This window comes from Paraburkholderia acidisoli, assembly GCF_009789675.1.
GTDB classification, from domain to species: Bacteria; Pseudomonadota; Gammaproteobacteria; order Burkholderiales; family Burkholderiaceae; genus Paraburkholderia; species Paraburkholderia acidisoli.
Genome location: NZ_CP046913.1, coordinates 2,530,162 through 2,554,482, shown reverse-complemented (window position 1 = coordinate 2,554,482; position 24,321 = coordinate 2,530,162). Strand labels below are relative to the sequence as shown.

Genomic DNA, 24,321 nt, shown 5'->3' with positions numbered 1-24,321 from the left:
GGGCACAACCGGTGCGCGTCCCGGCCAGGTCACGCTTGTTGGACAAGCGGCGGCCCAGCCGGCCAGCTCTTCTCGCAGCAACGGTTATCCCAGCGATTCTTTCCAGACGAGGAGACTCATGCATCGCGCCACCAAGATTGTCGCCACCATCGGCCCGGCTTCCAGTTCGCCGGACGTCCTGCAGAACATGATCCGCGCGGGACTGGACGTGGTGCGCCTCAACTTCTCGCACGGCACCGCCGACGACCACCGTCAGCGCGCCGAAACCGTGCGGGAGTGCGCCCGTCAGGCCGGTCGCCAGGTCGCGATCATGGCCGACCTGCAAGGCCCCAAGATTCGCGTCGGCAAGTTCGAAAACGGCAAGACCACGCTCGAGCCGGGCCAGCCCTTCATCCTCGACGCGGCCTGCGAACTGGGCAACGACGAGCGCGTGGGCCTCGACTACAAGGACCTGCCGCGCGACCTGAAGCCCGGCGACGTGCTGCTGCTCAACGACGGCCTGATCGTGCTCGACGTCGCACGCGTGATCGGCAGCGAGATCCACACGATCGTGAGCGTGGGCGGCGATCTGTCGAACAACAAGGGCATCAATCGCCAGGGCGGCGGCCTCACGGCGCCCGCGCTCACGGCGAAAGACATGGAAGACATCCGCACGGCCATGTCGCTCGGCGCGGACTTCGTGGCCGTGTCGTTCCCGAAGAACGCCACCGACATGGAAATGGCGCGCCAGCTCGCGAACATCGCGGGCGCGCCGTACGGCATCAAGCCGAAGATGATCGCGAAGATCGAGCGCGCCGAAGCCATTCCGGCGCTGCAGGAAATTCTCGATTCGTCGGACGGCATCATGGTCGCGCGTGGCGACCTGGCCGTGGAAGTGGGCAACGCGGCGGTGCCGGCGCTGCAAAAGCGCATGATCCGCATGGCGCGCGAGTCGAACAAGCTCGTGATCACGGCCACGCAGATGATGGAGTCGATGATCCACGCGCCGGTGCCCACGCGCGCCGAAGTCTCGGACGTCGCCAACGCCGTGCTGGACGGCACGGACGCGGTGATGCTCTCGGCCGAATCGGCGGCGGGCAAATACCCGGTGCAGACGATCGAAGCCATGGCCGCGATCTGCCTGGAAGCCGAGAAGTCCGAGCATTCGGAACTCGACAAGGACTTCCTCGACCGCACCTTTACGCGCATCGACCAGTCGATCGCCATGGGCGCGCTCTTCACGGCCTACCACCTGGGCGCGAAGGCGATCGTCGCGCTCACGGATTCCGGCTCGACCGCGCTGTGGATGTCGCGTCACTGGACCCATGTGCCGATCTTCGCGCTCACGCCGCGCGAAGGCAGCGAGCGCGCCATGTCGCTCTATCGCAATGTCACGCCGCTACATCTGGACACGAGTTCGGACCGCGACACGGCGCTTCAGCAAGCCGTGGAAGTGGTCGTGAGCAAGGGCTACGCGGCGCGCGGCGACATGATCGTGCTGACCGTGGGTGAACCGATGGGGCAGCCCGGCGGCACGAATACGCTCAAGATCGTGCGCGTAGGCGACGTGTTGTAAGCCGAAGTCGCATTTCGACAGTTTCCGCGCCTCGCTCGCCGGTTCTCGGACCGGCGGCGAGGCGCGGTTGCGTTTACGCGCGTGTTCCTGGAGACGGCTGCCGGGAATCGGGCGCGCCGGTTCATATCGGAAACGCTGGTATCAAACTGGTATTTAACTGGCGCCAGAATCATGCTAGAAGCCAGCGAGTTATACGCGATTTAACCCATTTTTCGACGCCGATAACGCCCGTTCGCGAGTGCGGCCACGCCTGCGCTGTCAACGCTTTTTGCGCTTTTTCGCAGATCTGACGTTCCGACACGCCAATTTCATGCCAGTTACGCGATTGGGGCCGGGAAACGGCGCGCTTCGCGATAAAATTGCGCCCATTGAGCCCGCGGCGAGCGGCGGGCGGCGGCTGCCAGGCCGCCTCGACCGGTTGCACAAGACAGCCGGCGGCAGGAAGCATTTCGTTTCAAATCAAAGGAGTAACAATGCCTCTCGTTTCAATGCGTCAACTGCTCGACCACGCCGCCGAACACGGTTATGGCTTGCCCGCGTTCAACGTGAACAATCTGGAACAGGTCCAGGCGATCATGGAAGCGGCCAGCCAGGTGGGTTCGCCGGTCATCATGCAGGCCTCGGCCGGCGCGCGTAAGTACGCGGGCGAAGCGTTCCTGCGTCACCTGATCGAAGCGGCCGTGGAGTCGTTCCCGCATATTCCCGTCGTGATGCACCAGGATCACGGCCAGTCGCCGGCGGTCTGCATGGCGGCAATCCGCAGCGGTTTCACCAGCGTGATGATGGACGGCTCGCTCGAAGCCGACGGCAAGACGGTCGCCTCGTACGACTACAACGTGGCGGTGTCGAAGCAGGTGGTGGACTTCTCGCACTCGATCGGCGTTACGGTCGAAGCCGAACTGGGCGTGCTCGGTTCGCTGGAAACGATGAAGGGCGACAAGGAAGACGGTCACGGCGCCGAAGGCACGATGACGCGCGAGCAGCTCCTGACCGACCCGGAACAGGCCGCCGACTTCGTCAAGGCCACGCAGTGCGACGCGCTCGCGATCGCCATCGGCACCTCGCACGGCGCCTACAAGTTCTCGAAGAAGCCCACGGGCGACATTCTCTCGATCGCCCGCATCAAGGAAATCCACGCGCGCATTCCGAACACGCACCTCGTGATGCACGGTTCGTCGTCGGTGCCGCAGGAACTGCTGGCCGAGATCCGCGAATTCGGCGGCGACATGAAGGAAACCTACGGCGTGCCGGTCGAAGAGATCCAGGAAGGCATCCGTCACGGCGTGCGCAAGATCAACATCGACACCGACCTGCGTCTGGCGATCACGGGCGCGATCCGTCGCTATATGTTCGAAAACCCGTCGAAGTTCGACCCGCGCGACTACCTGAAGCCGGCTCGCGAAGCCGCGAAGAAGGTTTGCGTGGACCGCTTCGTCGCGTTCGGCTGCGAAGGCCAGGCCGGCAAGATCAAGCCGGTCTCGCTCGACAAGATCGCGGAGAAGTACAAGTCGGGCGAACTCGCGCAGATCGTCCGTTAATGCCGGGCCCCGCGCCGCAACGGTCAGACGCCGCGTAGGGCCATGCAGGAAAACGTCGCCGTTTCCGCCAGTTTTGGGGAAACGGCGATGAGCTTTTTGGCGTTTTTTGGTTTACCCTCGCAGTACTTTCCGGATTCCGGCCGTCCTGGCACTGCGCTTCGCGGGTGTTTTGCCGCGAATCCGATCCGTTTCGATAGTTCTCGATTGTCCTTTTAGCGAATCACGACGATGTCTACCCTCTACGAATCCACGCTCCGCTCGCTGCCGCTGCTCGGCCGCGGCAAGGTCCGCGACAACTATGCCGTGGGCAACGACCAGTTGCTGATCGTCACCACCGACCGTCTGTCGGCGTTCGACGTCATCATGGGCGAGCCGATTCCGCGCAAGGGCGAGGTGCTCAACCAGATGGCCGACTTCTGGTTCGAGAAGCTCAAGCACGTCGTGCCGAACCACCTCACGGGCGTCGCGCCCGAGTCCGTGGTGGCCGCCGACGAAGTCGAGCAGGTCAAGGGCCGCGCCGTGGTGGTGAAGCGCCTCGAGCCGATCCTCGTGGAAGCCGTGGTGCGCGGCTATCTCGCGGGCAGCGGCTGGAAGGACTATCAGGCCACGGGTTCCGTGTGTGGCGTGGAATTGCCGCCGGGCCTGCAGAACGCGCAGAAGCTGCCCGAGCCGATCTTCACGCCGGCGGCCAAGGCCGAAATGGGTCACCACGACGAGAACATCACGTACGACGAGATGGAGCGCCGCATCGGCACCGAACTCTCGCGCACGATCAAGGAAATCTCGATCAAGCTGTACAAGGAAGCCGCCGACTACGCGGCCACGCGCGGCATCATCATCGCCGACACGAAGTTCGAGTTCGGTCTCGACAACCACGGCAAGCTCTATCTGATGGACGAGGCGCTCACCGCCGACTCGTCGCGTTTCTGGCCGGCCGACCAATACCAGGTGGGCTCGAACCCGCCGTCGTTCGACAAGCAGTTCGTGCGCGACTGGCTCGAAACCCAGGACTGGAAGAAGGAGCCGCCCGCGCCGCAGCTGCCGGAAGACGTGGTCGCCAAAACCTCGGCGAAGTATCAGGAGGCGCTCGAGCGTCTCACGGGCCAGAAGCTGGCTTAATTCAGTGTAAAGAAGGACGAAGGAAGCACAATGAGCGAAGTTCAGACGGTCCATCAGACGGAGCACCGGCATGCGGCGCCGCTCGTCGGCGTGTTGATGGGCTCCAGCTCCGACTGGGACACGATGAAGAGCGCGGTCGCGATCCTGCAGGAGTTCGGCGTGGCGTACGAGGCGAAGGTGGTCTCGGCGCACCGCATGCCCGACGAAATGTTCGAATATGCCGAGAAAGCGCGCGAGCGCGGCCTGCGCGCGATCATCGCGGGCGCGGGCGGCGCGGCGCATCTGCCCGGCATGCTGGCGGCCAAGACCACGGTGCCCGTGCTGGGCGTGCCGGTGGCGAGCAAGTATCTGAAGGGCGTGGATTCGCTTCACTCGATCGTGCAGATGCCCAAGGGCGTGCCGGTCGCGACGTTCGCCATTGGCGAGGCGGGTGCGGCCAACGCGGCGCTGTTCGCGGTGTCGATGCTTGCGACCACGAATTCCGACTACGCGAACAAGCTCGCGGCATTCCGCGTGCGCCAGAACGAAGCCGCGCATGCGATGGTGCTGCCGGCGCTCTAAGCACGGTAAGCGCAGTTTGATCGCAAGTTGAGCGATGATGGCGGCGAGATGCCGCCATGCCGTATCACCGTCCCGGCGCCCCCGCGCGCGGCGACGTTAAACCCCGGTCTGTCCGCGCGACGTCCCCACGCGCCGCGGCCAGCCGCGACCGACCACGAAGATGACTCCTGACAATTCTCCGGTTTCACCCATTCTCCCCGGCGCCTGGCTGGGCATGGTGGGTGGCGGCCAGCTCGGCCGCATGTTCTGCTTCGCCGCTCAGGCCATGGGCTACCGCGTGGCCGTGCTCGATCCCGACGCGACGAGCCCCGCGGGCGCTGTCGCCGACAAGCACATTTGCGCCGCTTACGACGACGAAGCCGCGCTCACCGAACTCGCGCGCCTGTGCGCCGCGATCTCGACCGAATTCGAGAACGTGCCCGCCGAAAGTCTGGACACGCTCGCGAAGTCGACCTTCGTGAGCCCGGCCGGACGCTGCGTGGCCGTGGCGCAGGACCGTATCGCCGAAAAACGCTTTATCGCGGCGTCGGGCGTGCCGGTCGCGCCGCACGTGGTGATCGAGTCGTCGCAGGCGCTCGCCGCCTTGAGCGACGACGCCATCGCCGCGGTCCTGCCCGGCATTCTCAAGACCGCGCGCATGGGCTACGACGGCAAAGGTCAGGTGCGCGTCTCGAGCGTCGACGAAGTGCGCGCCGCGCATGCGACGCTCGCCGGCGTGCCGTGCGTGCTGGAAAAGCGTCTGCCGCTCAAGTTCGAAGTGAGCGCGTTGATCGCGCGCGGCGCGAACGGCGCGGCCGTGGTGTATCCGCTCGCGCAGAACACGCACCGCAACGGCGTGCTCTCGCACACGATCGTGCCCGCGCCCGACGCGAACGAAGCGCTCGTGAAGCAGGCGCAGCAGGCCGCGCTGCAGATCGCCGCGAAGCTCGGCTACGTGGGCGTGCTGTGCGTCGAGTTCTTCATTCTCGAAGACGGCTCGCTGGTCGCCAACGAAATGGCGCCGCGTCCGCACAACTCGGGGCACTACACGACCGACGCGTGCGCCACGAGCCAGTTCGAGCAGCAGGTGCGCGCGATGACGGGCATGCCGCTCGGCGACACGCGCCAGCATTCGCCGGCCGTGATGCTCAACATTCTCGGCGACGTGTGGTTCCCGGCCGGCGTGGGCGAGGCGAAGGCGCCGCAAGGCCCGGTGTCGAGCACGGCGGCCGTCACGCCGCCGTGGGACCAGGTCGCGGCCATGCCGGCCGCGCGTCTGCATCTATACGGCAAGGAAGAGGCGCGCCCCGGCCGCAAGATGGGCCACGTGAACTTCACCGCGCCGACGCTCGACGAAGCGCGCACGGCCGCGCGCGATTGCGCGCGTCTGCTGCATATCGCCACGAGCTGAGCCGGGCCGCATCATGTCCGACTCGCAACCCGTTCCGCACGACGCCAGCGCGCCTTTGACCGACGCCGAGATCGAGCACGCCGCCGCGCTGCTCGACGCGGGCGAGCTGGTCGCGTTCCCTACCGAGACCGTTTATGGCCTTGGCGGCGACGCGGCGAGCCCGGAAGCCGTGGCGCGTATCTACGCGGCCAAGGGCCGTCCGGCGAATCACCCGGTGATCGTGCATTTGCCGCCCGAAGGCGATCCGCAATACTGGGCCGCCGAGTGGCCCGAGGCCGCGCAGAAGCTCGTCGAGGCGTTCTGGCCCGGCCCGCTCACGCTGATCGTGAAGCGCCACGCGCGCATCCCCGACGCGGTGAGCGGCGGCCAGGACTCCGTGGGCCTGCGCTGTCCGTCGCATCCGGTTGCGCAGAGGCTGCTGGCGGCGTTCTCGAAGCGCCGCGGCGGCCATGGCGGCGTGGCGGCGCCCTCGGCGAACCGCTTCGGCCACGTGAGCCCGACCACGGCGCAGCACGTGCGCGACGAATTCAATGCAGAGTTCAATGCGGAATCCAGCGCGGAGTCCGGCGTTGCATCGGGCCCCACCGTGCACGTGCTCGACGGCGGCGCGTGCGATGTGGGCATCGAATCGACGATTCTCGATCTCTCGCGCGGCTTTCCCGCGCTGCTGCGCCCCGGCCACGTGAGCCCGCAGGACATCGCGCGCGTGCTGGGCGAGGCGCCGCGCCTGCCCGACGGCAGCGACGCCACGGCGCCGCGCGCGTCCGGCACGCTCAAGGCGCATTACGCGCCGCGCACGCCGCTCGCGCTGCTGCCGTTCGAAGCGCTCGAAGCGCTGCTCGCCGCCGCGAGCGACGCGGGCGAAACGGTGGCGCTGGTCGCGCGCGCGTCGCGCGCCGGGGCGTGGGCAGAGGCCGCGAACGTGCATTTCGTGGCCGCGCCCGAGGCGCCGCCGTTATATGCGCGCGAGCTGTACAGTTTGCTGCGCGCGCTCGATCGTGCGAACGTCACGCGCATTCTTATCGAGAAGCTGCCCGACACGCTCGAGTGGATCGCCGTGAACGACCGGCTCGGCCGCGCGGCGGCGGCGTTCGAAGCGCAACAGGATTCGCCGCCGGATTCGCCGCGGAACTAAGCTCGCGCGGCGTTCATCGGCGAAAACTTCATCGGCGAAAACTTCATCGGCGATAACGTGCGTCGATAAAAAAACACCCCACGGACCGCTTCGGCGCGTGGGGTGTTTGCTTTTCCGGGGCCGGGCGGCGTTTTGAGAACGCCGCCCGGCAACGGCGCCTTACTGCGGCGCCTTGCCCACGCCGGCGGCGGCCAGCTGCGTTTCGACATAGGTCGCGAACTGCGCGTGCAGCGCCGTGGTCGGGTGCACGAGATCCGCGAACATGTAGGTCGTGGGCGCGTTGGCCGTCGTCAGCGTTTGCGGCGAGCAGAACAGCGAGCTGCCGAAGTTGTTGCCGTACACGGCGGCGGCGGCCTGGAGCGTCGCGGCCGGCGTCGTGGCGGGCAGGCCGAGCGTGGCTTGCGGGTTGGCGAGCGCGTAGGCGGTGGCGTTGGTGACCATCTGCGTGAGGTTGCAGGCGGTGCCCGTGTTCGTCACCGTGAAGCCCAGGCTCGCGGCATTGGTGATCGACGAATCGAGCCACGAGTACGTGTCGACCGGAATCACCTTCTTCGCGGCGATGGAAGGCGCGAGGCCTTGCAGCAGCGTGAGGTTGTACGCGGCCGTGATCAGCGAAAGCGCCTGGTCGGGCGCGCTCGACGAACCCGGCGTGGCGCTCACGGCGGCGTCGGCGGCGAGGGCGGCCGGCGTCTTGCCGATGTCGGGCACCGTGACGACGACAACCTTCGGCGTGCCCGCGATCTGGTTGTTCACGAGCGTCGCGAGCGTGCCGGCGGCCGTGATGACGGGCACGACCGAGGCGAAGTCGGTGGGATCGGCCTTGACGAGCTGCAGCAGGATCGCGGCCGGCACGAGCGCGACGGCCTGGGCCTGCGTGAAGCCCGCGGCCATCAGCGTTTGCACGGTGCTCGCCTGGGTCGTGGGGTTGCTCGCGAGCGTCGCGAACGGCGAGGCGGCGAGCGCCGCGCCGAACGCCTTCAGGCTCGCGCCCGAATTGACCGAGACCAGATTCAGGATTTCGTTCGCGCCGCCTTCGACCAGCACGAGCTGGTTCGCATTGAAGCTGCCGTGCTGCGCGAGATATTGCTGAAGCTGCCACGTGACGGGCTGCTGGCTCGCCGCCGCGATGGGCTGGGTCGTGTCGGCCACGCCGCCCGTGCTGACGAGCGCGCCGCCTTGCGCGTAGCCGAAGCCGCCCGTGGCCGTGAGCGCGAGGCCGAAGCCGCCTTCGAAAGCCGGCGTGAGCGTGCCGCCGAAGTACTCGGACACCTTCATGGTCCAGACTTCGCCGGGGTTGGTCGTGAAGCGGCCACCGCCGAAGCCGGGCAGGATCTGCTCGGAATAGGTGCCCGCGTCCGACAGGCTCGTGCCGAAGGACACGACCTGCATCTTCACGCCCGACGGCGGCGTGGCGCTCGCGTTGTTGTTGTCGCTGCCGCCGCCGCCACAGGCGGCGAGCAGGGCGAACGCCGCGCTCGCGACGGCGATCTGGGTGGCGCGCAACAGCGTACGGTGTCCCGGTCCTTGATGCTTCATGTTCACTTCATCTCCTCTGTGTGTGGCCGCTGTGTGGCCTGTGATGCCTTGCCTCGATGCTCCGGCGCCGTGTGCCGGCTCTTGCCGATGAAGCGGGCCTGCCTTGCATCGATCGTGTCGTTGCTGCTGTTTTTGTCGTTGCTGCGTTGCGTTGCGTGGCCTGGCCGGGATTTGCCGCGCTCCGGCGCAAGCGGCCGGCCCGGCGCCGCGTTGCCTTGCCATGTCGATGTCGATGTCGATGGCCAAGCCCGACAGACTACGCAATCTCTCAGGTTTTACGCGACCCGAACTCACCCTCGGTGTTGTTTTCCGGCACGCTCGTACGGTTCGTGCCATCGTAGCGCGCGCACCAGTCCGGCGGGGCAAAAAGCGCGGCGAAACGCGCGCGGGCGCCGCGCATGCGGCCGAAATCGTGTGCCATCGCGTGCCATTCGTGAAATGTCGCCTTGAGCGGATTGCACGAGCGCAGCGGCTTGACAATGCCGTATTGCGGCGGATCCTGCGCGTCTTCCGCAACGAAACTGCCGAACAGCCGGTCCCAGATCGACAGCACGCCCGCGTAATTGCGGTCGATATAGCGCTCGTTGCGCGCGTGGTGGACGCGATGCATCGACGGCGTGTTGAAGACGTATTCGAGCCAGCCGAGCTTCGGCACGGCCTGGGTGTGCACGAAGAACTGGAACGCGAGATTCACGAGCACGATCGCCACGATCTGCGCGGGCGGAAAGCCGAGCAGCGCGAGCGGAATCCAGAACAGCCACATGCCCGCGACGGGATACATGAGGCTCTGGCGAAACGCGGTGGAGAGATTGAGCCGCTCCGACGAGTGATGCACCACATGCGCGGCCCACAGCCAGCGCACGCGATGGCTCGCGCGATGAAACACGTAGTAGAGCAGGTCCTGGGCGACGAAGAGCGCGAGCCACGCGCCGAAGCCCGGCTGCCACGCGAGCAGCCGGTAGTGGTCGTAGACGAACGCGTAGACGGGCACGGCCACGAGCCACGCGAGCTTGTCCGCGCCTTGATGCATGAGCGCGAGCGCGGCGTTGCAGAGCGTGTCGGACCACTGGTAGCGGGCGCTTTCGGCGTAGCGGCCGCGCGTGCGCGCGCGGGAGAGGTGCCAGGCTTCCCAGCCGATGCAGGCGAGGAACACGGGAGCGAGGGCGAGCAGCAGCCATTGCGCGTCGAACTGCACGAACGTCGTCCTCCTTGTCCCGTAAGCGGCGCTGGTCGGCCAGCGCGGCGGCGTTGTCTCGATGTGTGCTATCTCGTCGGCCGTACGCGCGTAGCGAATTGTTATGACGCGCGATCGGCCTTTGCCCGTCAGAGTACACGCACGGGCCGCGCGACGGGCGGCGCTTCGCTAGAGGAAAGCTTCGAGGCTCGAGCGGGCGCGCCCCGTCTGGCGGGGCGCGCCACAACCGGGAGAGGAGGGGCGACGGACCGGTGCTGGCGCGCCTTACGGATGCGGGACGCGCGACCCGCGACGCCCGGCGCCGCTCAATGCGCGCCGCGCCGCTTCGCCGCCTTGTGCGACGCCCGGCCTTCGCTCTTCGACTCGCTCTTGTGCGACACCCGGCCTTCGCTCTTCGACTCGCTCTTGTGCGACACCGCCGCGGCACGCGACGCCTTGCTCGCGCGCTTCGGATGCGGCTCGACATACACGGGCTTTTCTTCCGGCATGCCCTTGTAGACCCATTCGAGCAGCGCGTCGTGCGCGGCGCGGGCCGCTTCGGCGCGCGGGTCGTTGATGAGGCTCACGACGATCCAGCTCTCGCCGTTCTCGGCGGCCACGTAGCCCGCGATCGCGCGCACGTCGCGCAGCGTGCCGGTCTTGATGTGCGCGTTGCCGCCCACGCCCGCGTTGGTGAGACGGTTGCGCATGGTGCCGTCCACGCCGACGATCGGCAGCGAATCGACGAACGGCTGCGCCACCGGGCTCGCGTTCGCCGCTTGCAGCAGGTTCGCGAGCGAGAGCGCGCTCACATGCTCCTCGCGCGAGAGGCCGCAGCCGTTGTCGAGCACGAGTTCGGGCATGGAGAGACCGCTCTTGCGCAGGAACGCGTTGACGGCGCTCGCGGCCTTCGCGGGCGTGGAAGGCGGCTTGACCTCGACCGCGCCGAGCGTGAGGAACAGATTGCGCGCCATCACGTTGTTGCTGAACTTGTTGATGTCGCGCACGACGTCGCTGAGCGGCGGGCTCTGATGCACGGCCAGCAGCTTCGCGCGCGGCGGCACGACGCCTTCGCGCACCGCGCCGTTCGGGCCCGCGAACAGGCTGCCGCCGCCTTGCTGCCAGAGCGCGAGAAAACCGTCGGCGAAGAAGGTGCTGTGATCGACGGGCGCGGCCATGTTGAGCGTGCGCGCGCCGCAGCGCAGCGCGTAGCTGCCCGCGAAGCTCGCGCTCACCGCGCCGTTCGCGCCCGGCGTGACCTGCGGGCTCGGCAGGAGGCCGCCGCACGCGCCGCCGCGCTCGCGCAGCTGATTGTCGATCTGCCATTGCGCGACGGGCGGCACCACGTCGATATCCACGCCCGCGCGCGACGGCGAGAACGTGAACGACACCGACTTGAACGCGTACATGAGCGGATCGGGGCCCACGTTGTAGGGCGCGCTTTCGTCGCCGTCGAACGCGGGCAGGTCGCGCGTGGAAGGATCGAACTCGCTCTTGTCGAGCACGAGTGCGCCGTCGATGCGCGCGATGCCTTGCGCGCGGATCTTCTGCACGAGGTCGATCAGTTCTTCGGGCACGAGCTTCGGGTCGCCCGTGCCCTTGATGTAGAGATTGCCGTGCAGCGTGCCGGCCGTATCCACTTCGCCGTCGGTATAGGCGGAGGTCTTCCAGCGATAGTCGGCGCCGAGCATCGAGAGCCCGCTCCAGGTGGTGACGAGCTTCATCGTCGAAGCGGGCATCATCGGTTGCCCCGCGTTGACGGCCACGCTCGGCTGGCGGTCGCCGACCTTTTCGATCACCACGCTCACGGAGGAGAGCGGCACGTGCGCGCGCTCGAGACCGGCCATCACGGTGGGCGGCAGCACCGTCGTCACGTTGACGGTGGGCACGCGCGCGCCTTCGGGTTGCGCCCACGCGCCTGGCGCGACGGTGAGGCCCGTGGCCAGCGTCGCGCAGGCGAGCGCGATGGCGAGCGGTTTCGGCGCACGCCGCACGCGATCGACGCAATCGGCGCGATCGGCGCCAGGGCCGCGAGGCACGTGAGGTACGGAAAGACGGAACAGGGAACGGAGACGGGACAGCGAAACGGAGAGCATGAAATGCGTTCGGGCGAGAGCGGGCAGTGCAGGGCCGGGCGCAGCGCGTCGATCGGAAAGAACGAAACAGAGCAACGCGCGCGGCACGCGGACGATCGGAAAAATCGGTAAAACGGGGTGATGCCGGGATGCGGTCGAGCGAGCCGGGAGGGCGCCGGTCGCCGCAAAAGCGCCCATTGTAAAGACCTCGCGCCGCGCGCGCGCATCGCGGTGAGCAAAATGGCGCGGCTTCGCCACAATGACACCGCGAACGCAGCAGATGAAGGCTGATCGTCAGATAAACGCAGCGTGCCGCAAGCCGTCGCGGGCCGAGCGAGGCGCTAGAATGCTCGGATTCTCACCTACGTTCGCGACATATCACGATGCGCATACTGCTAGTCGAAGATGACCGCATGATCGCCGAAGGCGTGCGCAAGGCGCTGCGCGGCGACGGTTTCGCGGTCGACTGGGTCGAAGACGGCGAAGCCGCGCTCTCCGCCGCGAGCGGCGAAAGCTACGACCTCATGCTGCTCGATCTCGGGCTGCCGCGCCGCGACGGCCTCGACGTGCTGCGCACCTTGCGCGCGCGCGGCGCCGCGTTGCCGGTGCTGATCCTCACGGCGCGCGACGCCGTGGCCGACCGCGTGAAGGGCCTCGACGCCGGCGCCGACGACTATCTCATCAAGCCCTTCGATCTCGACGAACTCGGCGCGCGCATGCGGGCGTTGATCCGCCGTCAGTCGGGCCGCAGCGACTCCACCATCCGTCACGGCACGATCACGCTCGATCCCGCCTCGCACCAGGTCACCCAGGACGGCGCGCCCGTGGCGTTGTCCGCGCGCGAGTTCGCGCTGCTCGAAGCGCTGCTCGCGCGGCCGGGCGCCGTGCTCTCCAAGACGCAGCTCGAGGAGAAGATGTACGGCTGGGGCGAGGAGATCGGCAGCAATACGGTGGAGGTGTATATCCACGCGCTGCGCAAGAAGCTCGGCGCCGACCTGATCCGCAACGTGCGCGGCCTCGGCTACATGATCGCGAAGGACGCCTGATCCGCATGACGACCCGCGCAACACGCCTGAAAAAATCTCCACGCCCCGCATGAGTTCGATCCGACGACAACTGCTGTTCTGGCTGCTCGCGATCGTCGTCGCGGGTGTGAGTCTCGCGGGCTGGCTCATCTATCGCCAGGCGCTCGCCGAAGCCAACGAGCTGTTCGATTACCAGTTGCAGGAGATCGCGGAGGCGCTGCCGTCCGAGCCGTTCAACGAGATCCTCAGTTCGCGCGATACCGGCGACGAAGGCATCGTGCTGCAGATCTGGAATCGCAACGGCGTGCTCATGTACTACTCGCATCCGCGTGCGCCGCTCGCGCCGCGCGCCGAGCTGGGCTTCTCCACCGAGAAGACCGATCGCGGGGACTGGCGCGTGTACGGCGCGATCGTCGGCGACAACGTCGTGCAGCTCGCGCAACCGGTGTCCGTGCGCAACCGGCTCGCGGCGAACGTCGCGTTACGCACGCTCTGGCCGCTCATCGTGGTGCTGCCGTTTCTCGGCGTGGCCGTGTGGGTGGTGGTCGGGCGCGGCCTGAAGCCGCTCTCGCGCGTCGCGCGCGCGCTCGACACGCGTCACCCGGAAGCGCTCGATCCGTTGCCCGAGGAGCGCTTGCCGCGCGAAGTCACGCCGCTCGTGCATGCGTTGAACGCGCTGCTCGAACGCCTCGCGCATGCGCTCGACACGCAAAAAGCCTTTGTCGCCGATGCCGCGCACGAGTTGCGCACGCCGCTCGCGGCCGTGCAGATTCAATCGCAACTCGTGGCGCGCGCGAAAGACGACGAAACGCGCCGCGAAGCGCTCGTCGATCTGCAGGCGGGCGTCACGCGCGCGACGCGTCTCGCCGAGCAACTGCTTGCGCTCGCGCGTTCGGAGCCCGACGGTCACGCGCACGCGCGCAGCGTCGATCTGCATGCGCTGCTCGACGATTGCGTGCTCAACTATGCGCCGCTCGCGCAGCAACGCGGCGTCGATCTCGGCATCGAGGAAAGCGCGGCCGCGAGCGTGCACGGCGACCCCGACGCCTTGCGCGTGATGTTCAACAATCTGCTCGACAACGCCACCAAGTACACGCCCGCGGGCGGCCGCGTGGACGTGAGTCTGCTCCTCGACGACGGACACGCGTGCGTGCGGATCGCCGACAGCGGCCCGGGCATTCCGAAGGAAGAGCGCGCGCGCGTGTTCGATCGTTTCTATCGCGTGGGCGCAAGCGCGAATCGCACGCGCACGGATATCGCCGGCACCGGCCTGGGACTCGCGATCGTGCGCCGTATCGCCGATCAACACGCCGCGACGATCTCGCTGGGCGATTCGCCCGCGGGCGGCTTGCTTGTCGACGTGCGGTTTTAACGGCGGCGCATGGCAGCGCGTCGCAACACGTTTCGCGACCTGACGAACGGCCATGCACGGCGGATACGACCCCGCGCAAAGTGCCGCCGAGCGGGCGTTTGCGCGCGCTAGAGGCAAATCTCGCAATTAAGACTCCTTTAAGCGATAGCGCTTACGCTTCGATACGTCGTGATCAGCATCGAAGCGCAAGGAGTCCGTAATGAATACCAAAGTCTTTACCCGCAGTGCCGTGGCTGTTGCCGTGGCGGTCGCGTTGTCGGCAGGCTACGTCGCCGGGAAGCGCGACGTGCCCGCGCCGCAGGTCATCTCGCCGGCGCAGGCCGCGATGATGCCCGCCGAAGCCGCGGCCAAGACCGGCATTCCCGACTTCTCGGGCCTCGTGGAAACCTACGGGCCCGCGGTCGTCAACATCAGCGCGAAGCACGTCGTGAAGCAGGCGGCGCTGCGCAGCGGCGGCGGCGGCCCGCAGCAATTGCCGATCGATCCGCAGGATCCGTTCTACCAGTTCTTCAAGCACTTCTACGGCGCGCCCGGCATGGGCGGCGGCGACGGCGGCGGTCAGGCCGACACGCCGAGCACGAGCCTCGGCTCGGGCTTCATCGTCAGCAGCGACGGCTACATCCTGACCAACGCGCATGTGGTGGACGGCGCGAACGTCGTGACCGTCAAGCTCACCGACAAGCGCGAGTTCAAGGCCAAGGTCGTGGGCGCCGACAAGCAGTCGGACGTGGCCGTGCTCAAGATCGACGCGAGCAATCTGCCCACCGTGAAGATCGGCGATCCGCGCGCGAGCAAGGTCGGCCAGTGGGTCGTGGCGATCGGTTCGCCGTACGGCTTCGACAACACGGTGACCTCGGGCATCATCAGCGCGAAGTCGCGTTCGCTGCCTGACGAGAACTACACGCCATTCATCCAGACCGACGTGCCGGTGAATCCGGGCAATTCGGGCGGCCCGCTCTTCAACCTGCAAGGCGAAGTGATCGGCATCAATTCGATGATCTATTCGCAGACGGGCGGCTTCCAGGGCCTCTCGTTCGCGATCCCGATCAACGAGGCGATCAAGGTCAAGGACGAACTCGTCAAGACCGGCCACGTGAGCCGCGGTCGTCTTGGTGTGGCCGTGCAGGGCATGAACCAGACGCTCGCGAACTCGTTCGGCATGGACAAGCCGCGCGGCGCACTGGTGAGTTCCGTCGATGCCAACGGTCCGGCGGCGAAGGCGGGCCTGAAGCCCGGTGACGTGATTCTGTCCGTGAATGGCCAGGCGATCGACGAATCGTCGGATCTGCCTTCGCTGATCGCGGGCATGAAGCCGGGCACCAAGGCCGACGTGCAGGTCTGGCGCGACAAGGGCACCAAGGATCTGAGCGCGACCATCGGCACGCTCTCGGACAACAAGGTCGCCTCGAACAACGGCCAGCAATCGCAGATGCAGGGGCGCCTCGGCGTGGCCGTGCGCCCGCTCACGCCGGACGAGAAGAGCAACGACTCGCTCGATCACGGCCTGCTGGTCGAGCAGTCGGGCGGCGCGGCGGAAAACGCCGGCATCCAGCCCGGCGACGTGATCCTCGCCGTGAACGGCCGCCCGGTGTCGAGCGGCGACCAGCTCAAGCAGATGATCGCGCAGGCCGGCAACAGCATCGCCCTCCTGATCCAGCGTGACGACGCGCAGATTTTCGTGCCCGTCGATCTCGGCTGATCCTTGCGGCCGCGAACCCGGCTCCGTGCGCCGGGTTCGCGGGTCTCCGCATCAGGCTTTCCCGCCCGTTTTCTCCGCTGCCGCCGCGGGCCTCGCGCCTCCGGCGGCAGTGCCGTTTTTGGGCATAGCCTTTGCTCCACGGTTGGACCGGAGTCAACTTCCAAGGAGTGTTCGATGGAGAAGTTCCAAAACGCGCGTCGCGCCCATTCGGCCGCCTCGTCGGTAACCTGCGCGACGATTCTCGCGGCCACCCTGGCGTTCGGCTACGCGGGCAGCGCGGCGGCGCAGCAAGGCACGCCCCCGGGCGGCAACGCCGGCGCGGCCACCATGAACGGCGCCACCGATAACGCCACCGTCGGCGGCTCGTCCAGCGACGACACCAGCGCCGGCAACGCCAACGGCGGCGGCATGCCGCAAGTGCAGCAGCAGGGCAACGTGTCGTTCGTGTCCGGCGGCGTCGGTCTCGACGAATCCAGGGCGCTGCAGAGCGCGGCGCACCGCTGGCCGCTCGCGCTGCGCTTCACGGGCCGCAAGGGCGAGTTCCTCGCCGACGTGCACGTGCAACTCACCGACGCGCACGGCGCCAGCGTGCTCGACACCACCTCGCGCGGGCCGTACATGCTCGTGAAGGTGCCGCCGGGCCGCTACACCGTGCACGTGAGCCACGCGGGCGTCGACAAGAAGAGCGCCGTGACCGTCTCCGGCAACGGCAGTGGGCGCGCCTCGTTCGTCTGGTAAGGACGACGCTGGCATCGGCATGACCCGAAGCGATCACCGGACCGCCGGACTCGGGGCGGGCTAAAGGGTTGGCCGAAAGCGCCGTAAAAGCGTTGTCGGAGGCGCTTGAAAACGGCGCCGGGCGGCGCGGCGTGGGGCGGCGGCGGATGCGCGGCTTGCCCCACACGCGCTGTCAGAAGATTCACGCAAGGCCGCAAAGTTTGGCCGATAATGCAGGCAGATGTCGGGTGGAAACCGGGTAGCACGCGGGCGGCGAAGCGGTCGCGAGTCAGCCCGGCACGACGTTACCCAACCGCAGTCATGGAAGAGTCATCGAAGGATAGATAACGGGCGCGCGGCCAGTCAGGCGCGCCACGCAGAGCCGGCGCCCAGCGCCGGCGCGGGCGACACGGGGCGCCCACCACCAGGGAGCCGAACATGGCGGTCGAACCGGATGCACGGCATCGCATCGACATCGTCGCGAACCGTCATCGTGTGCGCGTGATTCACGGCGGCATCACCGTCGCCGACACGCTCGCCGCGCTCACGCTTTCCGAAACCGGCTATCCCGACGTGTTCTATTTCCCGCGCGCCGACGTCAACATGGCGCGGCTCGAGCGTTCCGAACGCACCTCGCATTGCCCGCACAAGGGCGATGCCACGTACTTCCATTTGCATACCGAAGACGGCGGCCGCATTGAAGACGCCGTCTGGAGCTATGAAGCGCCGCTCGACGCCGTTCGCGGCATCGAGGGCTATCTCGCGTTTCACGCCTCGTGCGTGGACCGCATCGATCAGACTTCCTGACCGGCCGGTCGAGCCACGGAGAGCCGCCATGGAACTGAACGATGCATTGAGGATTCCGCTCGAACCGTCGGCCGTCTGGACCGCGTTGCAGGACACGGCGCTGGTGCGCGCGAGCCTCGAGCACTGCGAGTCGTTCCGGCGGCTCGGTCCCGGCGAATACGCGATCACGCTCACGGTGCCGCTCGGCCCGCTGCGCGCGCGTTACGAAGTGCGCGCTCACATCGCCAGCGACGCCGCCCAGGTGCCGCTCACGCCGCTCCGCGTGCTGAGCTTTCGCGCGCGCGCCGACGGCATCGGCTCGCTGCGCGGCCAGATCGACGTGGCGCTGCGGCCCGAAGGCGATGCCGATACGGCCGACGCCACCGCCGCGAGCACGCGCATCGACTATTCGGTGTGGGCGACGACGAGCGGACCGCTCTCCGAATTGCCCGCACGCCAGATCGAAAACGCGCTGCACGGTCTCGCCGACGATTTTTTCACCGAGTTCTGCGCGACGGTCGCGGCCAAGCACGGCCAGGCGCCGAACCGGGCGGCGGGGCGCGAGCCGCGCCGTCAGCACGTGTTCTTGCGGCCGATCCACTTCGCGGGCCTCGCGCGCCGTGCGCGTCTGTTGCCGCAGCAGGGCGGCGCGACGCTTTCCGGCCGTGCCGCGAGCACCTTGCACTCCGAACCCGCGCCGCACGCCATGCCGCATTGGGCGTGGGCCGCGATGATCGTGTTCGTCGCGCTGCTGCTCTACGCGGCGCGCTGGTTCACCGCAAGTTAGTTAGCGCTCACATCCGCGCGAATCGCCCGTCGCCACGCCGACGGCGAGATTCGCCATCGCTTCACGACAGATTGCCGAAGCCCGCTTTCGCGCCGCGAGAGCGGCGCGCGGTTGCGCGGCTATGTGCGGGAAGTGGCGCGGGAAGCGGCGCGAGAATCGGCGCGAGAATCGGCGCGGATCAGGATGCCGGCGATTCGCCCGCGCCCACGCGCAAGGCCGGGCTCAGGCGCAGCGCGTCGAGCATCGCGGCCACGTGGCGTTCCGCGTTGGTGGCCACGTCGAACACGTCGGGCAGCACGGCCATGTCGCGCAGCGCGCCCGAGATGAACGAATGCAGCACGCGCGAGGCGCGCACCACGTCGAGATCCGCGGGCAGCTGGTTGCGCGTGATGGCGTTGCGCAACGCTTGCTCGATGCTCGCGAGACCTTCGCGCATGTTGGTCTGATGGCGCTCCATCACCGGCCCCATTTCCTCCACGAATTCGCACTTCAGGAACAGGATCTCGAACACGCGGCGGCGGCGTTCGTCGGTGGCGGTGTCGCGCAGGCACAGGATGCACAGATCGCGCATGCGGCCGAGCGGGTCGGGCTCGCTGGGGTCGGTCGAGGCGATCTTCAGTTCGTCGAGCGGCAGCAGCACACGGTCGAACATTTCGGTGAAGAGATCGCCCTTGTTCTCGAAATGCCAGTAGATGGCGCCGCGCGTGACGCCCGCCGCCTGCGCGATGTCGGCGAGCGAAGAGCGTGACACGCCCTTCTCGTAAAAGACGTGTTCGGCGGCATCGAGGATGCGATTGCGCGTCTCCAGCGCTTCCTCTTTCGTGCGTCGTGCCATGAGTAGAAATGGATTATTGCGTCGGTTTAACTACGACCGGATTATTTCAGGGCTCGAACCGTAATGTATTGATTTGTAATATAGATATGATGCGCAACGTGCTCTTGTAACTAACTGCAGCACAGTGTGTCGATCTTTTACATTCGTTCGCGAATGTATCTATAATAGCACCCCACCACCTGGGTGCCCCAAGTGGGGATGTCCGGTTAATATCCGTCACTGGCTTACAAGCGGTCGTAGAAACCCCAGTGTGCGCGACGCCCTCGCGGTGGCGCGCAGCAGTCCCGCCAGACGGATCGATCAAGACCGGAATCGCGCCTTTCTAAGAAGAAGTACCGGGCTTGTCCGTCAGGTATTTGCCAGATGCTGGCGTGCGTCGTCGTCCTCCTCGTTGCAGGGCGCCGCACGCTTTTATTGTCAGTTATAGACAGAGGTCGCTCCATGCGCGTCGAACGGGTTCCATTCCGCCTAATCAGTGTCGCGACGGCTGCCATCGCGCTTGCCGCGTGCGGTGAAAAGCAGTCCGCGCCGCCGCCGCAAACCCCCGAAGTGGGTACCGTCACCGTCCAGCCGAGCACCGTGCCGGTCGTTTCCGAACTGCCGGGCCGCACCAGCGCGTTCCTGGTCGCGCAAGTGCGCGCCCGGGTCGACGGCATCGTGCTGCGCCGCGAATTCACCGAAGGCTCGCAAGTGAAGGCGGGTCAGCGTCTTTACAAGATCGATCCGGCGCCTTACATCGCCTCGCTGAACAACGCCAAGGCCACGCTCGCCAAGGCGCAGGCGAACCTCGTCACGCAGAACGCCCTCGTGCAGCGCTACAAGGTGCTGGTGGGCGCGAACGCGGTCAGCAAGCAGGATTATGACAACGCCGTGTCGGCGCAAGGTCAGGCCGCCGCGGACGTCGCAGCGGGCAAGGCCGCCGTCGACACCGCGCAGATCAACCTCGGCTACACGGACGTCGTCTCGCCCGTGTCGGGCCAGGTCGGCATCTCGCAGGTCACGCCGGGCGCCTACGTGCAGGCGAGCGCCGCCACGCTGATGTCCACCGTGCAGCAGCTCGACCCCATGTACGTCGACCTCACGCAGTCGAGCCTCGACGGCCTGAAGCTGCGCCGCCAGATCCAGGAAGGGCGCCTCCAGACCAACGGCCCGAACGCCGCCAAGGTCACGCTCATTCTCGAAGACGGCCGCGCGTACCCGGCCAAGGGCAAGCTCCAGTTCTCCGACGTCACGGTCGACCAGGCCACGGGCTCGGTCACGGTGCGCGCGCTGTTCCCGAACCCCGACCGCGTGCTGCTGCCGGGCATGTTCGTGCGCGCGCGTATCGAGGAAGGCACCAACGACCACGCGTTCCTCGTGCCGCAAGTGGGCGTCCAGCACGACCAGAAGGGCCAGGCCACGGTCATGGTCGTCAACAAGGACAACAAGGTGGAGCTGCACAACGTCGTCACGGCCGGCTCGCAAGGTCAGGACTGGGTGGTCGACAGCGGCATCAACGCGGGCGACCGCGTGATCGTGCAGGGCACCGAGAAGGTCAAGCCGGGCGCCCAGGTCAAGCCGGTCGACGCGCAACTGCCGCCGCCGCCCGCGCCGGGCGCGCCTTCGGCCGACCAGGCCACGGCGTCGGGTTATGCGAACGCACCGGCATCGGGCGCTTCCGGCGCCGCTGCTGCTTCGGGCGTGCCGGCATCGGGCGTACCGGCTTCGGGCGCCGCTTCCGCATCCGCCGCCTCCGCAGCGCAATAACGGGGAGCCTGCTTCATGGCAAAGTTCTTTATCGACCGCCCAATTTTTGCGTGGGTGGTCGCCATCATCCTGATGCTGGCAGGTATAGCGTCGGTGTTCACGCTGCCGGTCGCGCAGTATCCGACCATCGCGCCGCCGTCCATCCAGATCAGCGCGACCTACCCGGGCGCTTCGGCGAAGACGGTGGAAAACACCGTCACGCAGGTGATCGAGCAGCAGATGAGCGGTCTCGACCACCTGCTGTATCTTTCGTCGACGAGTGACGACTCCGGTACGGCCACGATCACGCTGACGTTCGCCGCCGGCACCAACGCGGACATCGCGCAGGTGCAGGTGCAGAACAAGCTGCAGCTCGCCACGCCGGTTCTGCCGCAGGTGGTGCAGCAGCTCGGCATCAAGGTCACGAAGTCCAGCAACAGCTTCCTGCTGGTGATGGCGTTCGTGTCCGAAGACGGCAGCATGACGAAGTACGACCTCGCGAACTACGTGGCGTCGAACGTGGAAGACCCGGTCAGCCGTATCGACGGCGTGGGTACGGTCACGCTCTTCGGCTCGCAGTACGCCATGCGCGTCTGGCTCGATCCGAACAAGCTCACGAACTTCAGTCTCACGCCATCCGACGTTACCGCGGCCATCACGGCGCAGAACGTGCAGATCGCGGGCGGCCAGCTGGGCGGCACGCCTTCGGTGGCGGGTCAGTCGTTCCAGGCGACCATCACGGAATCGACGCTGCTGCACACGCCCGACGACTTCGGCAACATCCTGCTGAAGGTGAATCAGGACGGCTCGCAGGTGCGCCTGAAGGACGTCGCGCGCATCAGCCTCGGCGGCGAAAACTACAACTTCGACACGAAGTACAACGGTGCGCCCACGGCCGGTCTGGGCATTCAGCTCGCGACGGGCGCGAACGCGCTGCAAACCGCCAAGCTCGTGCGCCAGAAGATCGACGACCTCTCGAAGTACTTCCCGCACGGTCTCGTCGTGAAGTACCCGTACGACACCACGCCGTTCGTGCGTCTGTCGATCGAGGAAGTGATCAAGACGCTGCTCGAAGGCATCGTGCTCGTGTTCCTCGTGATGTACCTGTTCCTGCAGAACCTGCGCGCGACGTTGATTCCGACGATCGCGGTGCCGGTGGTGCTGCTGGGTACGTTCGCGATCATGGGCGCGGTGGGCTTCTCCATCAATACGCTGTCCATGTTCGGCCTCGTGCTCGCCATCGGCCTGCTGGTGGACGACGCGATCGTGGTGGTGGAGAACGTCGAGCGGGTGATGGCCGAAGAAGGATTAGGGCCGAAGGAAGCCACCCGCAAGGCCATGGGCCAGATCACCGGCGCTCTCGTGGGCGTGGCGCTCGTGCTCTCGGCCGTGTTCGTGCCGGTGGCGTTCTCGGGCGGTTCGGTGGGCGCGATCTACCGTCAGTTCTCGCTCACGATCGTGGCGGCCATGGTGCTGTCCGTGCTCGTCGCGCTGATTCTGACGCCGGCGCTGTGCGCGACCATTCTCAAGCCGATCCCGCAGGGCCACCACGAAGAGAAGAAGGGCTTCTTCGGCTGGTTCAACCGCACGTTCGAAAAGAGCCGCGACAAGTATCACAGCGGCGTCTATCACGTGATCAAGCGCTCGGGCCGCTGGCTCATCATCTATCTCGCGGTGATCGTCGCGGTCGGCCTGCTGTTCGTGCGCCTGCCGAAGTCGTTCCTGCCCGATGAAGACCAGGGCACGATGTTCGTGATCGTGCAGACGCCTTCGGGTTCGACGCAGGAAACCACGGCGCGCACGCTGGCCAACATCCAGAACTATCTGCTCAACGACGAGAAGTCGATCGTCGAGTCGACGTTCACGGTGAACGGCTTCAGCTTCGCGGGGCGCGGCCAGAACTCGGGTCTCGTGTTCGTGCGGATGAAGGACTACAAGGAGCGTCAGCACGCCGACCAGAAGGTGCAGGCACTGGTGCGCCGCATGTTCGGCCGTTACGCGAACTACAAGGACGCGATGGTGATTCCGGTGAATCCGCCTTCGATTCCTGAACTCGGCACGGCGTCGGGCTTCGACTTCGAACTCCAGGATCGCGGCGGCGTTGGCCACGAGAAGCTCATGGAAGCGCGCAACATGCTGCTCGGCATGGCGGCGAAGAACCCGAGTCTCGCGCTGGTGCGCCCGAACGGCCTGAACGACACGCCGCAGTACCAGATCGACATCGACCGTGAAAAGGCCGAGGCGCTGGGCGTGACGGCGGCCGCCGTCGACCAGACCTTCTCGATCGCGTGGGCGTCGCAGTACGTGAACAACTTCCTCGACGTCGACGGCCGGATCAAGAAGGTGTACGTGATGGCCGACGCGCCGTTCCGCATGACGCCGAACGACCTGAACATCTGGTACGTGCGCAACGGCGCGGGCGGGATGGTGCCGTTCAACTCGTTCGCGACCGGTCACTGGACCTACGGTTCGCCGAAGCTCGAGCGCTACAACGGCATCTCGGCGGTGGAAATCCAGGGTCAGGCGGGCGAAGGCAAGTCCACCGGCCAGGCCATGACGGCCATGGAAGCGATCGCGTCGAAGCTGCCCGCGGGGATCGGCTACGAGTGGACGGGTCTGTCGTTCCAGGAACGCCAGTCGGGTTCGCAGGCGCCTATCCTCTACGGCATCTCGATCCTCGTCGTGTTCCTGTGTCTCGCGGCGCTGTATGAAAGCTGGTCGATCCCGTTCGCGGTCATCATGGTGGTGCCGCTCGGCGTGCTCGGCGCGCTGCTGGCGGTCACCTTGCGCGGCCTCGAAAACGACGTGTTCTTCCAGGTCGGTCTCTTGACCACCGTGGGTCTCTCGGCGAAGAACGCGATTCTGATCGTGGAATTCGCGCGCGACCTGCAGGCGGAAGGCAAGATGGGACCGGTCGAGGCGGCGCTCGAAGCTTCGCGTCTGCGGTTGCGCCCGATCCTGATGACGTCGATGGCGTTCATCCTGGGCGTGCTGCCGCTCGCGATCTCGAACGGCGCGGGCTCGGCTTCGCAGCACGCGATCGGCACGGGCGTGATCGGCGGTATGGTCACGGCCACCTTCCTCGCGATCTTCATGATCCCGATGTTCTTCGTGGTGATTCGCGCGAAGTTCGCCGGCGAGAAGGAGAACCCGGACGTCGCGCTCCAGCATTACGAAGAGCACCACGCGCACGACCACGATGACGACCACACGCCGAACGGCGGCACGGGCGGCAATGGTGGTGGCAACGATGGTGGCAACAATCGCGGCCCGGGCAACGAAGGACACTGAG

At 66.8% G+C, this 24,321-nt stretch carries 18 protein-coding genes; 14 read left to right on the top strand and 4 right to left on the bottom strand.

The genetic code is table 11. From position 1 onward, the window contains the following. Positions 1-118: 118 nt before the first annotated feature. From pyk to FAZ98_RS11215, 6 genes are all read left to right on the top strand, one after another. A complete protein-coding gene (gene pyk / locus FAZ98_RS11240; RefSeq protein WP_158951285.1) occupies positions 119-1,555 on the top strand; it encodes a pyruvate kinase in 1,437 nt (478 codons plus the stop codon). Between the two features lie 473 nt (positions 1,556-2,028). After that, a complete protein-coding gene (gene fba, locus FAZ98_RS11235) occupies positions 2,029-3,093 on the top strand; it encodes a class II fructose-bisphosphate aldolase (RefSeq protein WP_158951284.1) in 1,065 nt (354 codons plus the stop codon). A 228-nt stretch (positions 3,094-3,321) separates the two neighbouring features. Beyond that, positions 3,322-4,212, top strand: a complete 891-nt coding sequence (locus FAZ98_RS11230; RefSeq protein WP_158951283.1) for a phosphoribosylaminoimidazolesuccinocarboxamide synthase — start codon at positions 3,322-3,324, stop codon at positions 4,210-4,212. Between the two features lie 30 nt (positions 4,213-4,242). After that, entirely contained in the window at positions 4,243-4,773 is a 531-nt protein-coding gene (gene purE, locus FAZ98_RS11225) for a 5-(carboxyamino)imidazole ribonucleotide mutase (protein ID WP_158951282.1), read from the top strand. A gap of 160 nt (positions 4,774-4,933) precedes the next feature. Further along, positions 4,934-6,163, top strand: coding sequence for a 5-(carboxyamino)imidazole ribonucleotide synthase (locus tag FAZ98_RS11220; protein WP_158951281.1), 1,230 nt, complete (start codon positions 4,934-4,936; stop codon positions 6,161-6,163). A 13-nt stretch (positions 6,164-6,176) separates the two neighbouring features. Next, the gene (locus FAZ98_RS11215; RefSeq protein ID WP_158951280.1) at positions 6,177-7,298 is read left to right on the top strand and encodes an L-threonylcarbamoyladenylate synthase; all 1,122 of its coding nucleotides are present in this window, start codon (positions 6,177-6,179) and stop codon (positions 7,296-7,298) included. Between the two features lie 159 nt (positions 7,299-7,457). On the opposite strand, the gene FAZ98_RS11210 is transcribed toward FAZ98_RS11215, so the two are convergent. The 3 genes from FAZ98_RS11210 to dacB all read right to left on the bottom strand — a co-directional run bounded on the left by FAZ98_RS11210 (position 7,458) and on the right by dacB (position 12,104). After that, on the bottom strand, positions 7,458-8,834 hold the full coding sequence (locus FAZ98_RS11210) for an SGNH/GDSL hydrolase family protein (RefSeq protein WP_158951279.1): 1,377 nt from the start codon (positions 8,832-8,834) through the stop codon (positions 7,458-7,460). A 268-nt stretch (positions 8,835-9,102) separates the two neighbouring features. Continuing rightward, complete coding sequence (locus tag FAZ98_RS11205) at positions 9,103-10,029, bottom strand: sterol desaturase family protein (RefSeq protein WP_158951278.1); 927 nt, start codon at positions 10,027-10,029, stop codon at positions 9,103-9,105. 305 nt (positions 10,030-10,334) lie between these two features. Beyond that, on the bottom strand, positions 10,335-12,104 hold the full coding sequence (gene dacB / locus FAZ98_RS11200) for a D-alanyl-D-alanine carboxypeptidase/D-alanyl-D-alanine endopeptidase (protein WP_158951277.1): 1,770 nt from the start codon (positions 12,102-12,104) through the stop codon (positions 10,335-10,337). Positions 12,105-12,466: 362 nt separating this feature from the next. Here dacB and FAZ98_RS11195 point away from each other — a divergent pair, with 362 nt between their 5' ends. The 6 genes from FAZ98_RS11195 to FAZ98_RS11170 all read left to right on the top strand — a co-directional run bounded on the left by FAZ98_RS11195 (position 12,467) and on the right by FAZ98_RS11170 (position 18,469). Beyond that, complete coding sequence (locus FAZ98_RS11195; RefSeq protein WP_158951276.1) at positions 12,467-13,129, top strand: response regulator; 663 nt, start codon at positions 12,467-12,469, stop codon at positions 13,127-13,129. Positions 13,130-13,178: 49 nt separating this feature from the next. Then, positions 13,179-14,480: an ATP-binding protein gene (locus FAZ98_RS11190; RefSeq protein ID WP_158951275.1), complete on the top strand. Its 1,302-nt coding sequence runs from the start codon at positions 13,179-13,181 to the stop codon at positions 14,478-14,480. A gap of 199 nt (positions 14,481-14,679) precedes the next feature. Beyond that, positions 14,680-16,179: a DegQ family serine endoprotease gene (locus FAZ98_RS11185; protein ID WP_158951274.1), complete on the top strand. Its 1,500-nt coding sequence runs from the start codon at positions 14,680-14,682 to the stop codon at positions 16,177-16,179. 174 nt (positions 16,180-16,353) lie between these two features. Continuing rightward, a complete protein-coding gene (locus FAZ98_RS11180) occupies positions 16,354-16,917 on the top strand; it encodes a carboxypeptidase-like regulatory domain-containing protein (RefSeq protein ID WP_158951273.1) in 564 nt (187 codons plus the stop codon). A gap of 417 nt (positions 16,918-17,334) precedes the next feature. Continuing rightward, the gene (locus FAZ98_RS11175) at positions 17,335-17,703 is read left to right on the top strand and encodes a DUF427 domain-containing protein (RefSeq protein WP_158951272.1); all 369 of its coding nucleotides are present in this window, start codon (positions 17,335-17,337) and stop codon (positions 17,701-17,703) included. Between the two features lie 28 nt (positions 17,704-17,731). Next, entirely contained in the window at positions 17,732-18,469 is a 738-nt protein-coding gene (locus FAZ98_RS11170) for a CoxG family protein (protein WP_158951271.1), read from the top strand. A gap of 178 nt (positions 18,470-18,647) precedes the next feature. On the opposite strand, the gene FAZ98_RS11165 is transcribed toward FAZ98_RS11170, so the two are convergent. After that, entirely contained in the window at positions 18,648-19,304 is a 657-nt protein-coding gene (locus FAZ98_RS11165; protein WP_158951270.1) for a TetR family transcriptional regulator, read from the bottom strand. Between the two features lie 441 nt (positions 19,305-19,745). Between FAZ98_RS11165 and FAZ98_RS11160 the strand changes: the two genes are divergently transcribed. Then, positions 19,746-21,050, top strand: a complete 1,305-nt coding sequence (locus FAZ98_RS11160; RefSeq protein ID WP_158951269.1) for an efflux RND transporter periplasmic adaptor subunit — start codon at positions 19,746-19,748, stop codon at positions 21,048-21,050. Between the two features lie 15 nt (positions 21,051-21,065). Continuing rightward, a complete protein-coding gene (locus FAZ98_RS11155) occupies positions 21,066-24,320 on the top strand; it encodes an efflux RND transporter permease subunit (protein WP_158951268.1) in 3,255 nt (1,084 codons plus the stop codon). Position 24,321: the final 1 nt, after the last annotated feature.

Bases quoted from the DNA above. Each gene is read 5' to 3' on its own strand.
- pyk (WP_158951285.1), top strand. From the start codon at position 119: ATGCATCGCGCCACCAAGATTGTCGCCACCATCGGCCCGGCTTCCAGT.
- fba (WP_158951284.1), top strand. From the start codon at position 2,029: ATGCCTCTCGTTTCAATGCGTCAACTGCTCGACCACGCCGCCGAACAC.
- FAZ98_RS11230 (WP_158951283.1), top strand. From the start codon at position 3,322: ATGTCTACCCTCTACGAATCCACGCTCCGCTCGCTGCCGCTGCTCGGC.
- purE (WP_158951282.1), top strand. From the start codon at position 4,243: ATGAGCGAAGTTCAGACGGTCCATCAGACGGAGCACCGGCATGCGGCG.
- FAZ98_RS11220 (WP_158951281.1), top strand. From the start codon at position 4,934: ATGACTCCTGACAATTCTCCGGTTTCACCCATTCTCCCCGGCGCCTGG.
- FAZ98_RS11215 (WP_158951280.1), top strand. From the start codon at position 6,177: ATGTCCGACTCGCAACCCGTTCCGCACGACGCCAGCGCGCCTTTGACC.
- FAZ98_RS11210 (WP_158951279.1), bottom strand. From the start codon at position 8,834: ATGAAGCATCAAGGACCGGGACACCGTACGCTGTTGCGCGCCACCCAG.
- dacB (WP_158951277.1), bottom strand. From the start codon at position 12,104: ATGCTCTCCGTTTCGCTGTCCCGTCTCCGTTCCCTGTTCCGTCTTTCC.
- FAZ98_RS11195 (WP_158951276.1), top strand. From the start codon at position 12,467: ATGCGCATACTGCTAGTCGAAGATGACCGCATGATCGCCGAAGGCGTG.
- FAZ98_RS11190 (WP_158951275.1), top strand. From the start codon at position 13,179: ATGAGTTCGATCCGACGACAACTGCTGTTCTGGCTGCTCGCGATCGTC.
- FAZ98_RS11185 (WP_158951274.1), top strand. From the start codon at position 14,680: ATGAATACCAAAGTCTTTACCCGCAGTGCCGTGGCTGTTGCCGTGGCG.
- FAZ98_RS11180 (WP_158951273.1), top strand. From the start codon at position 16,354: ATGGAGAAGTTCCAAAACGCGCGTCGCGCCCATTCGGCCGCCTCGTCG.
- FAZ98_RS11175 (WP_158951272.1), top strand. From the start codon at position 17,335: ATGGCGGTCGAACCGGATGCACGGCATCGCATCGACATCGTCGCGAAC.
- FAZ98_RS11170 (WP_158951271.1), top strand. From the start codon at position 17,732: ATGGAACTGAACGATGCATTGAGGATTCCGCTCGAACCGTCGGCCGTC.
- FAZ98_RS11165 (WP_158951270.1), bottom strand. From the start codon at position 19,304: ATGGCACGACGCACGAAAGAGGAAGCGCTGGAGACGCGCAATCGCATC.
- FAZ98_RS11160 (WP_158951269.1), top strand. From the start codon at position 19,746: ATGCGCGTCGAACGGGTTCCATTCCGCCTAATCAGTGTCGCGACGGCT.
- FAZ98_RS11155 (WP_158951268.1), top strand. From the start codon at position 21,066: ATGGCAAAGTTCTTTATCGACCGCCCAATTTTTGCGTGGGTGGTCGCC.